The organism is Microcystis sp. M049S2 (assembly GCF_020245625.1).
Lineage (GTDB): Bacteria > Cyanobacteriota > Cyanobacteriia > Cyanobacteriales > Microcystaceae > Microcystis > Microcystis ichthyoblabe_A.
In genome coordinates this window covers 1-10,980 of record NZ_JADBUN010000134.1, presented here as the reverse complement: position 1 = coordinate 10,980, position 10,980 = coordinate 1, and the positions used below count along the sequence as shown (strand labels likewise).

The 10,980-nt window shown below is 43.4% G+C and carries 10 protein-coding genes; 5 read left to right on the top strand and 5 right to left on the bottom strand.

Annotated features, from left to right (window positions below; all coding sequences use genetic code 11):
- Nucleotides 1-288: 288 nt before the first annotated feature.
- The 5 genes from IM496_RS11605 to IM496_RS11585 all read left to right on the top strand — a co-directional run bounded on the left by IM496_RS11605 (nucleotide 289) and on the right by IM496_RS11585 (nucleotide 4,684).
- Nucleotides 289-987, top strand: coding sequence for a hypothetical protein (locus IM496_RS11605; RefSeq protein WP_104397612.1), 699 nt, complete (start codon nucleotides 289-291; stop codon nucleotides 985-987).
- A gap of 385 nt (nucleotides 988-1,372) precedes the next feature.
- Nucleotides 1,373-3,097, top strand: a complete 1,725-nt coding sequence (locus tag IM496_RS11600; protein WP_287661985.1) for a diflavin flavoprotein — start codon at nucleotides 1,373-1,375, stop codon at nucleotides 3,095-3,097.
- Nucleotides 3,098-3,587: 490 nt separating this feature from the next.
- Nucleotides 3,588-4,022, top strand: a complete 435-nt coding sequence (locus IM496_RS11595; RefSeq protein WP_002774994.1) for a ribbon-helix-helix domain-containing protein — start codon at nucleotides 3,588-3,590, stop codon at nucleotides 4,020-4,022.
- A 5-nt stretch (nucleotides 4,023-4,027) separates the two neighbouring features.
- A complete protein-coding gene (locus IM496_RS11590) occupies nucleotides 4,028-4,405 on the top strand; it encodes a DUF5615 family PIN-like protein (protein ID WP_002774995.1) in 378 nt (125 codons plus the stop codon).
- Between the two features lie 114 nt (nucleotides 4,406-4,519).
- Complete coding sequence (locus IM496_RS11585) at nucleotides 4,520-4,684, top strand: hypothetical protein (protein WP_154663933.1); 165 nt, start codon at nucleotides 4,520-4,522, stop codon at nucleotides 4,682-4,684.
- A gap of 47 nt (nucleotides 4,685-4,731) precedes the next feature.
- Here the strand turns inward: IM496_RS11585 and IM496_RS11580 are convergent, their stop codons facing one another.
- The 5 genes from IM496_RS11580 to IM496_RS11560 form a co-directional block, all read right to left on the bottom strand.
- Nucleotides 4,732-6,267: a hypothetical protein gene (locus tag IM496_RS11580; RefSeq protein WP_287661984.1), complete on the bottom strand. Its 1,536-nt coding sequence runs from the start codon at nucleotides 6,265-6,267 to the stop codon at nucleotides 4,732-4,734.
- A gap of 244 nt (nucleotides 6,268-6,511) precedes the next feature.
- Nucleotides 6,512-8,263: an RAMP superfamily protein gene (locus tag IM496_RS11575; RefSeq protein ID WP_287661983.1), complete on the bottom strand. Its 1,752-nt coding sequence runs from the start codon at nucleotides 8,261-8,263 to the stop codon at nucleotides 6,512-6,514.
- Nucleotide 8,264: 1 nt separating this feature from the next.
- Nucleotides 8,265-8,735 (bottom strand): hypothetical protein, encoded by a 471-nt coding sequence (locus IM496_RS11570; protein WP_194013702.1) that lies wholly within the window; start codon nucleotides 8,733-8,735, stop codon nucleotides 8,265-8,267.
- 163 nt (nucleotides 8,736-8,898) lie between these two features.
- Nucleotides 8,899-9,777 carry an RAMP superfamily CRISPR-associated protein gene (locus IM496_RS11565; protein ID WP_287661982.1) on the bottom strand — a complete coding sequence of 293 codons (879 nt, stop codon included), beginning with the start codon at nucleotides 9,775-9,777 and terminating at the stop codon, nucleotides 8,899-8,901.
- On the bottom strand, nucleotides 9,778-10,782 hold the full coding sequence (locus IM496_RS11560; RefSeq protein ID WP_287661981.1) for a CRISPR-associated protein: 1,005 nt from the start codon (nucleotides 10,780-10,782) through the stop codon (nucleotides 9,778-9,780). It abuts the gene before it with no gap.
- Nucleotides 10,783-10,980 lie beyond the last annotated feature (198 nt).

The window sequence follows — 10,980 nt, the reverse complement described above, 5'->3', positions numbered from 1 at the left end:
TAGACCTCTTGCATAAATCCGAAAACAAACGATAGAAACAATAATGGGAGGGACTTTCAGTTAATTATTTATTAGTAGTTGATAATCTTCAAAAATGTTGCTGTACAAGGATCGACTTAAGACTTTTGCAAGAGGTCTATTATGTAGCCGTCTTTTTACTTCTTCTGCTTCCCCCTCATTTTTGCTCGGTTTCATTAGAGGTTATGGCTTTTTATCAACGGGGAATTGCAGGTATGGCGGCTGGGGCGATAATTAGTTTACCATTAGTGAAAATTTTGAATAGTCCTGATGATGATGAAATTATTAGAATGTGTAGTCATTTTTGCCAGTTTACTGAATGTTACCCCGGGGATGGCCAATCATTTCCCCCTACAAGTTGTTCAAGCTCCCAGTGGCTCTTCGATTCAAGGTTATTGTTTTTCGGTTGCTAATGATGATCTGGATTCTACGGCGAGGATTTATATTCAGGGAAATCAAGTCACGGGTCGGGTAGAAGCTACGATTCAGAACGAACAAGAATCTTATTATACTTCCTATAATCAAACCTTACAAGGAACAAGAAAGGGGAATCAGTTAAACTTAAATATCAGGACAACAATTGAGTTAGACACCCAAAAAACTCAAGAAATCTGGACGTTAACTTCAGATTCTTTGAATACGGGACGATTGGTTTATCAAAGACAACCTTGTTTAGTTGCTCAAATCCGGTTTGCACCCGGAACTAATAGTGCCACCGTCAATCAATCGGTTGTGCGAGGGAGTCGAAATATTTATCTCTTAAGAGCAAATCGAGGACAGAGAATGGATGTTAAAATTACATCGTTAGAAAATAATGCCGTATTTGATGTGATTGCACCGAATGGGGAAATATTGAAAACAGAAGCTACCCAATCTAGTTTAAAATTACCTGCTACTGGAAATTATGAAATAATTGTAGGCGGAACTCGCGGCAATGCCACCTATAAATTAAATGTTAAAATTCAATAAATAGTAGTAGGGTGGGCATTGCCCAGGCTGCATCTCATTTTTGTAAATCTACCAAGTTGGGATTTTTACGGGGAAACTCTCGGCTAAAATCGGGCATTACTTCCGATTCTATCACTCAATCCCAGCCTTTGGGGGGTAGAACCCCCGAAACCCTGGAGCGCATTAGCTTTTCGGTGGGATGCTTACAGGCAGCTGCTGATACATTTGTCATCATCTAAGAGTCACTGATAATTGCTGATTGTCGGTATTCCTGCAAATGTGAGATGCACCCTGACCATTAAGATAACTGTGATAAGTAATTATGGGAAAATAAATCCCCATACCTTATTTCCTCGTGGCACAATAGAGACAAAGTATAAAAAACTTAACAATAAGGAGGGGTTCAATGGTTGCTACACCAGTCAAAACAAAACGTCTCACCGTGCAGGTGGCCGATCTCACCGCAGACACCACCGCTATTCGTTCCCTCGATTGGGATCGCGATCGCTTCGATATTGAATTCGGATTACAAAACGGTACGACTTATAACTCCTATCTGATTCGTGGGGAAAAAATCGCCCTTGTGGATACCTCTCACGAAAAATTCCGTCAACTATATTTTGATAGTCTCAACGGATTAATTAACCCCCAAGAAATCGATTATTTAATTATCAGTCATACCGAACCTGATCACAGTGGTTTAGTCAGAGATCTGCTGCAACTCGCTCCCAATATTACCGTCGTTGGGTCGAAAGTGGCAATTCAGTTTTTAGAGAATTTAGTTCATCATCCCTTTCAACGTCAACTGGCCAAAAATGGTGATCGGTTAGACCTAGGCAATGGTCACATTCTCGAATTTGTTAACGCTCCTAATTTACACTGGCCCGATACTATTTTTACCTACGATCACGGTTCGGGAATTTTATTTACCTGTGATGCCTTCGGAATGCACTATTGTTCCGATGATCTTTACGATGAGCAATTAAGTGCTATTGAACCAGATTATCGCTTCTATTATGAATGTTTAATGGCTCCTAATGCTCGCTCGGTACTAGCGGCGATGAAACGGATGGAACCTCTAGGTAATATTAATCTCGTGGCTAATGGTCACGGACCAGTATTAAAACATAATGTTACTGAATTATTGACCCATTATCGTGATTGGAGTCAAGCACAAACAAAGGCAGAAAAAACCGTCGCTGTTTTCTACATTGCCGACTATGGTTATAGTGATCGCCTCTGTCAATCGATTGCCAAAGGTATTACTAAAACTGGTTTGGCTGTAGAAACTTTAGACCTGAAATCCGCCGATCCCCAAGAGGTAAAAGAATTAGCTTCTTCTGCGGTGGGAATCGTCATCGGTACTCCCCCCGTTTCTGGTATTAATTCCCAAGAAATTACGGGAAATCTAGGCACAATTCTCGCCTCGGTTAACCCCAAACAATACCTCGGAATGTTTGAATCTAAAGGGGATGATGATGAATCAATTTTACCTCTATTTAATAAGTTTCGTGAAGTTGGTTTAACCAAAGCTTTTGATCCCATTCGTAGCGCAGAAACTCCTAACGAGAGTCTCTATCAACGCTGTGAAGAAGCGGGTACAGACATGGGACAACTATTAACCCAAGAGGTAAAAGTTAAACAAAGAAAATCCCTCGATACTGACCTTGATAAAGCCATCGGACGGATTAGCGGTGGTTTATATATTATTACCACCAAGAAAGGAGACAGAAGTGGGGCAATGGTCGCTTCTTGGGTGACGCAAGCAAGTTTTGATCCTCCCGGTTTTACCGTTGCTGTGGCCAAAGATCGGGCGATCGAGTCTTTACTGCAAGTGGGGGATCAATTCATTTTAAATATTCTGGAAGAAGGCAATTATCAAACCCTGATGAAACACTTTTTAAAACGTTTCGGACCTGGGGAAGATCGTTTTGCAGGAGTCAATACTCGCACCGCTAATAATGGTTCGCCGATTTTAGCCGATGCTCTCGCTTATTTAGAATGTGAGGTAGTTAGTCGTATGGAATGTGCTGACCACTGGATTGTTTACAATAAAGTCACCGATGGTCGCGTTTCTAAACCTGATAGTTTAACGGCTGTTCACCATCGCAAAGTCGGTAATTATTATTAGGATTTTTGCTTGATTTGACTGGTTGAGAAAATACAGATCAAGATGCTTGATCTCAGCTTTTGAGATTGTTTAACCTCTCAACCAGTTAGTCATACTAAATCCGTTGATTATAGGCTACATATCAGGATAGGCAATAGGCAAAACAAGTAGAAGGGCATCCGAGGGGGTCAAGGAGAGAATAAGGATTTTAGCGATTGTCTTACCCCCTCAGATGCTTATAGATTGTCACAACAATATAAATTTATCTTATGGTAATACTCAAAGAAAAGGTTTTTCTCCGCGCCACTACCTTATACTAAATCTGGTTATTAAAAACTGATTATTTATTCCCCCTTTTGCCTGTTGCCTTTTGCCTCTCCTCATAACTAGCCTGTACTCAACGGATTTAGTATTAGTCCTAATTTTTCGGTGAACGGTCAATTCTTTAATGGCATTGGCAGAATGAGTTGAGTTACACTGTTTACAGTGTAATTAAAAGTTAAAAAAATTGATGTCCCAAGTTGTTAGCACCAGACTGCCCGACCACACAGCAGAAAGACTGAAAAGGTTAGCCCGCCGATTAGGAAAAACCCCTAGCGAAACCGGTGCGATTTTAATCGAGGAATCCCTCCGAGAAAGCGAGTTCCCCTATATTGAATTTCGCCATTCTCCTTTGGGGCGGCAGCCCTACCTAAAAAACTCCAGTTTGGCTCTGTGGGAAGTAATTCAAATCGCTCAAAGCTACGGACTAGATGAAGAAAAAACGGCGGCACATTTTCATCGACCCCTGGAATGGGTACGCTCTGCCCTGCTCTATGCCGAAGCCTATCGGTCCGAAGTCCAAACTGCGATTTCCGATGCTCAAGCGATGAATGAAACGACGATAAAGCGGCTCTTACCGCAATTGGAAACAATGACGGTTTCTGCTGATTTGAGCGGGGAATAGCTAAAATGCTATCTTTTTTATTGGATGAACATATTTCTCCGACGGTTGCCGAACAAATTAGTTATAAACGTCCAGAAATCTCGATTTTTCCCCTAATAACTTGGCAAAAAGGTAGATATTTGGGCTATTCGGATGAAATCGTCTTAAAAGCGGCGGCTGAAGCCCGATTAACTCTAGTAACCTACGACCAGAACAGTATTCCCCCGCTTTTGTGGGAATGGGGAGAAGCTTGGAAAAGTCATAGCGGCGTTATTTTTATCGATTATGAGTCTATTCCCCCTAGCAATTTCGGTCTTTTGATCCGTTCGCTTTTAGCCTTGTGGGAACTGCAAGGAAAGCAGGATTGGACTAACCGACTTGTTTATTTGAAGCCAAAAGTCTAATTCTTTTGGACAGATTGCGATCTGATGTGTTATATTAGTCAAAGGTGTGGCAGAAATGACTACAATTATCCATCGCGAAAAGACCTGATTTTTGTCTACGCATGGAGACGTAGTATGAAAATCACCAAAATCGCCGCCATTAAGGTTTCCGCCTTAGTTGTCTGTAATGTAGTCTCGGTAGTTGCACCGCACGATGCGATCGCACCTGCGGTAAACGTTCTGGTCTGGGGATCGATCGAAATCTGCATCAACAACAGAAAGCCAAAAGACGAAAAATAAGTAATCAATATCCCCTAGTTTAACTAAAAACTAGGGGAACGTATTTTTTATAGGGATTTGGCTAAGTTTTCGAGACGATGCTTTAAAGGGGTATAATCATTTTCCGTCCATTCACATAGGGTTTCCAATGCAGAAATAAATTTACGTTTAATCTTCGTTTTATAAACCTCATCTACGTTTTGATTTAGATTAATCCTTTGAGAATTGCAATAGCTAACCTTGTCTTCAAGATACTTTCTTAATTCCTCGGGATCGGTGAGATAAAGAATCACTTCTTCTTTTTTTACTCCCCGTAAATTGTGCATTAGTTGGTTACGGCGATCGAATTCATGATCTCTGTCTCTTGTGGATGACCAAATTAATAATTGCCAATCATTATCATCTCCAATTTTCGTAAATTCTTTGAGTAAAGGAAAAAGTTCATGAGGACTCTGAAATTTATAATTTCTCTGGTTAGATGATTGAAGTTGCTTAATCACTTCCTGGATTTTTGTTTCTTTTAAGTTAAGTGATAATCCTTTCTCGTTCCATTCTTTAAAACCTCCGGGTATATGTTTTTGTAAATAGAGTGAAATAGAAGCTTTTAAAAACGTTTCTTGAGCGGCAGATAATAGAATAATTGCTTGAAGATAGTTTTCTTGTTTCAAGAAATATTCGATTAAATCTAAGGTTTTACGAACTCTCTTGATCGCTTGTGTTGGATCAAATTCATCGCCAGTATCTATGGTTTTCATATTAAAAAGATCGATGTAGCTTTCTAGCTCCTTAATTTCTTCTGAGTTATTGTATTCTACCTCTTTTAATAATGCTAATGCCGATCCCGGAAAACCATCTGTGATTAATTTTTTAGCCTTCTGTATTTGTAATTGTTTCCAATAGCTAGAACTCGGAATAATTTCGGGGCTTGTTATAATCTGATTTTCTTGATAATATCGATTAACTATCAAGAAATTGACGTTAGAGAAGTAACCAATACTGACAAATTGAACGGCCGAGGAAATAGCGGGGGTACTAGCTTGATGACTGATATAAAAAACATCGTCTTGCTGTATTTTTGTTAACTCTTCGGTGACAAGAGTTAACACTTGATCCCAGTGATCTAGTCCTCTATTATTAACAGAAGGCTGTAAAGTGATAAAATCCGGTTTTAGCTTAAGTTTGGTCTGGAAGTACCATTCAAAAAGCGGTTCTAAGGTACAGGTATCTTGCCAGAAAGGACAGGAAGAATTTTTGATGTCCGATGTTTTAAAAAGCTCTTCTTGATCGGTTAGGATGATATAAACTCGATCGGGAGATTTTTTATCTTGAAATGCTTGAATTAAAACATCAAGCAAAGGGAATACTAAATCTGAATAACAATCTTTATCACCTTGATAAACTAATCCCAAAACTCTAGCGGCAACGGGAAAACACTTAGTATCGTTTTCTCGTTTAAGATTGGCAAAATCTTTACCTTCTCCCTGGCAATTACAGAGAGGTTTGTTGTTTTTAGCCTTCTCAAATAATCGCTCCCCTCTCGTCCAATTGGCATCGGTATTTAATTGAATATCGCTGTTTCCCGTTGTGATAATCCAAGTAGTCATGGTTTTACCCGATAAATAGGGTTTGCTGAATAAATGGGCAATATGGACGAGGTAAGGGTTTTAGGGTTCTGTTTTGCTCTCACAGGTGCAAGATTTTGATCGTCGTTCAAAACCTTGCGTCTTTATCGGCCCGCGTCCTGTAGGGGCGAAGCATTCGGGCAATAACCTATCGGTGAAACTGTAGATTTTCTATCCGAATGCTTCGCCCGTACTTTTTCAGCATACCCGATAAATATGACAAATATTACCAAATTTTTACAAAGTCCGATCGCTCGTTGAGAAAAGCGATAAAATGAGCGCTATCCTCGGTTGGTTCGGGAAAGAAAGTCAATAGTTCGATCGGTGGTTTCTGTCGTTGCAGTTTACCTTCAGAATTCAATTGATAATAAGGGTAAATTCGATGCCAAAGTCTTCCAGTTTGCGAGTCCCGTCCGATGCTTCCTTGTAAGTTCCGCAGGGTGTGGGTTCCCTCGTAAGGTTGATGGAACCATTTGATAGCTTTAATCCGATCCTCGACAATTCTTCCCCAGACTTGCACCCCACCTTGATTATCGTAAGGATACCAAGCTTCTCGCCAATCACAGTGTACAGGATTATCGGGATGAATAGTATAGCCTTGTTTAGCGGCGTAATTCTGGAATAGTGTCCGAAGGCGATCGATAAATTGCGATAGATCTTGTTGTAAATCGGTGATAGGAAGATAAAGAGATTTTGAAGAGTCTATAAATTCCCAATGACACCCGATCATCGGTTTATTGCCTTTTTCTAAATAGGGACAGAAAAAGAGACGGTGATCCGCTCTTCGCCATGATTTGCCGAATCCACCGAGTAAGAGAGAGAATTGCACTATTGCCTTGGCTAATTCCGCGAGTTCTTGCCGCTCTTCCGAGGAAGTGCGACGATTCATACAGGAAATTTGTAAAGTTCCCCGTTTGAGATTGTATAGAGGCATAATTTGCTCGCTTTTACCCGGGGGAGTGTAGGGATGTTTGTCAAATTTTAAATCATCATCATGGTAGGTGAAGCTGATGCCGAGTTGTCCCAGAGTAGCGGCTCCGTCGATACCTCCCCAGAGGATTTGGGTCAGATGTTTAGCGGTCTTTTCATCGGTCATTCCTCCTAGTAAACGTAGGGTATGACCTCGAAGGGCTGCTTTAAACATATTGGGACGGAATTCGGGAGTTTTGTCGAGTAATGTAGCGGCGATTCCCTGTCCTTTGAGATGAACTTGTAAGAGGGTTTCTGGTGAGGGTACATCTTTAAAGCGACCGTATCCGGCGCTAACTCTGGAACCGAGTCCATTGCCGATCGCTTTCTCCCAAATTTGCCAGATCGTTCGCCATTCTTGTTCGTCGAGGGGAATGGTACTGGAAATCCCGAAGTTGAGAGTTACCTCGTGAAAAGATAATAGTACATTAGCGTTAGTTTTTCCGTCTTGAATAACTTGTTTTTCCTGCTGGGGGTGAGCGATATCGACTAAGTTTTTAGTCCAGTTATTATCCGTAGGATAGCCTCCTAGAAAGCGCAGAATACCTGGTTCAGAACCCTGATCGCCTTGGGAGGGTTTGCCGCAATACTTTAGAGCTTGTTCGGTAGTACAGGCACAGGCACGACGGAAAGCCCCTTTCATCGATGATCCGGGGTAGTAGGGATAACCCCGCGCCCCGATAGCCGGTCGGATAATGCCATCATCTTGACCTCCATTGGTGACGAGTCGCCAAGTCATAGTATAGGGTCGCGTCTTGGCTTCTTCGCTAAATTGCGGTGGTTCGGGGGAGTTATTTCTGTTGACGGGAGATAAATTTCGTCTCCATTGGTTACTGTTATCGGGTTGCCCGGATCGACCACCGCTATCGTCAGCAGAATGATAAAGTTTAGTCCACTGATCGACCCAATCGTAGGCTCGCGCTTTTTGTTTATTTTCTTGTCTTTGTAATTGACATCTTCCCTCGATCTGTGCTTGATAGAGGAGGGGTACATCTGACCAGTCTGGCATTTTATTCTTCCTCCTCGATCTTGGAATTTTGGGGGTTGGTGCTAGGTTGTTTGTATCGTTGCGTCCACCAGACCAAGCTATCACAAAGTTGGGTGAGGACGTAGAGAGCGATTCTCTGATCTTCTAGGGGAAAAGTTTCTTGATTCCAGAACTCTCTGGCGATCGCTTGGATAGCTTTGGTTTGAGCTTCCGGTTTATCTTGAGGATTAATCTTGCCACGGGGAACCCGTAATCCCGCATCTTCTAAGATATCGACGAATTTCTGCCAGACATCTCGCCAGTATCGTCCTTTTTGTTGATCAGTAGCGTCATTTTTGTCGATCAATCTCAGGTGTTCACCCCAAAAACGTTCTAAACCGTAGGCGACGGTGGTTCTCATTTTGTGGGATTCATTTAACACCTTGTCGCTGTCTCGGTATTTTAAGACCAATTCCTGGGCAGCCCGATCGAGGTTATAAGGATTCCATGTCATTTCGCGTCTCCTAAGTAGCTGGTTATAATTAAATTAAAAATGGATTTTAGGTTCGATCCCCCCTGCCCCCCTTGATAAGGGGGGTGCCGATAGGCGGGGGGATCCCCCTTGATAAGGGGGGCATCTGATAATTTTTAACGCCTACCTACTTAACAGTTTCCGGTTAAACTTTCGATAAGTTTTTCAAGGTCATCATGCAGTGGCCGAAGCCGACCGATTCGAGTCCCCCTAGATAAATATCCCCCGTTTTATCTTGTTCCAGTGGTTTCCAGTTGTCCCAAACGTTATCATCGATCGGTTTAAGGGCAAGGGGAAAAGCGAGGACTGTTCCTTCTGGTATTGCCTCGACATTAAAAAACGCTTTATTAGCCGCCACTTTCCGATCTTCTTCTAACTGCACGCGACTCTGACGATAGAGGGCCATATCGTGGATCATACCCATATCATTGTCATCGACCACCACGGCGGGCAGGTTTTTGAGGGGAAACCAGGGTGTTAGATCCCAATTGGGGTAACTCACCGTGATAAACCCCAAGTTGAAGAAAAGTACGGGGTCAGAGTTGTTTTTGGAACGGGTTTTTAGAGTTTGCGAGCCGGTGTACTCGGGGGGGATGTCTGCCTTGACGTCGGCAATGCGTTGGTAGCGTCGCAGTAAACTCGGACAACTAACCCAAACGATCGGTTGTCCGGGGCAGAAAACCGGCAGCCAGACGATCGAGGCGTGTTCTGGTTTGATAATCGATTCGTAATCGTAGTTTTCCTGTCGGTTTTTTTCCGCACCGCGGCCGTACCAGCGTTCCACTTCTTGTAATGCGCTCGTTTTGGCCTGTTCCGGGGGTTGCCCTTGCTTCTTGTATTGGCTTGTTAAACGGGCTAACATATCGGAGCGGAGACGACCGCGTAGGGAACTACTGGGGATTATGCCCGTTTGGGTAAACTGATCGCGAAAGATCAGGTTAAGGTTGCCGCTTTCTTCCCCGGCGGCGGCTCCCAGATGGAGTGGGGCAAGGGTTTCAATGATGCCGTAGGCTTTTAGATACATTCAATTCAATCCTTTTATTGTTAGCGGTAGAGATAGTCCACAGCCGATATGTTTGAGGGGAAACCCCTCTCTAGGAAACCAGTCTTCCGGCCAGTCCCACCACGATCGCCCGATCGGTTCTTCCAGCACATACACGCTTCCCGAAGGAACGGAATACCTACCCCGTCCCAAGCGTCCACCTAAACCGTAACGGTAGGGGATGGGTTTGTCGGTGAGCAGCAGTTGAACTGAGGGGAAATCGGGTTGTTCGGGAATTCGGGAGGAAAATCGTTTCGATCCCCAGATGGCCGGAGTAATCGTCGCAAAGGCCTGTTCGATTGGCTGTCTCAGCAATTGATAGATGGCCCAATCGGGTTTAATCTCAACGCTCTCGATCTCGACTAGATGATTTTCTCCGCCGAATTTATACCATCCCGGATCGAGGGGATGGGTGGCTAGATAGATCAAACAGGTTTCCTCCTTCATCTGCACGGCGTATTCTAAAAACAGACCGTCCTTCTCGACGGTACAGCGTCGATCGATCTCTAGCTTGGGATGTAGGATCGGGGTAAATTCCCACGGTGAGAGTTCCGCAAATCCTTTGTCGGCGATGTATTGCGCCGATTCTGTCCAATCTTCACTAGAAATCCAGGAAAATTCGGGTTCTATTGAGTCCTTGTCGCAATCTCGCTCCCAGACGACTTGTCGATCGGGTGCAGCTATGATTCGCCATTCGTCGGATTTGTCGGTGGCGATTATTTTCGTGCGGGGAATCGGGATATAGACGTTACGAAGACTATCGGTTTCGGCCCAGAAGGGGCCAGCGATGAAGAGGTTGTCTCTTAATTCCCGATGGCTATACTGATGGGTCGTTTTATTGGCACTGAAAAATAGTCCGGATAGGGTGGCGGCATCGGGGGGAAATTTAGAGCCAGAACGTCCGACAAGGTTTTCTGGGGAGAGGAACGCGCCGGAACTGCCGTACATCATGCCGAGGGGTTTAATGATGATGAGATGGGAAAACATAAGTAGGGTCTGCTGAAAAAGGTTTTCCTGGGGGCAGGGTGTGGGGTGTGGGGTGTAGGGTGTGGGGTGTGGGGTGTGGGGTTTTAGCGATTTTCATCTGGTCAATTACCTAATTTTCAGGGAAAAAGTTCAGGGATTTTACCCCCGATCACTCCAATGGTTGGCACTTTTTGAGGGAAAAAAAGTCTAAAAGGTTTA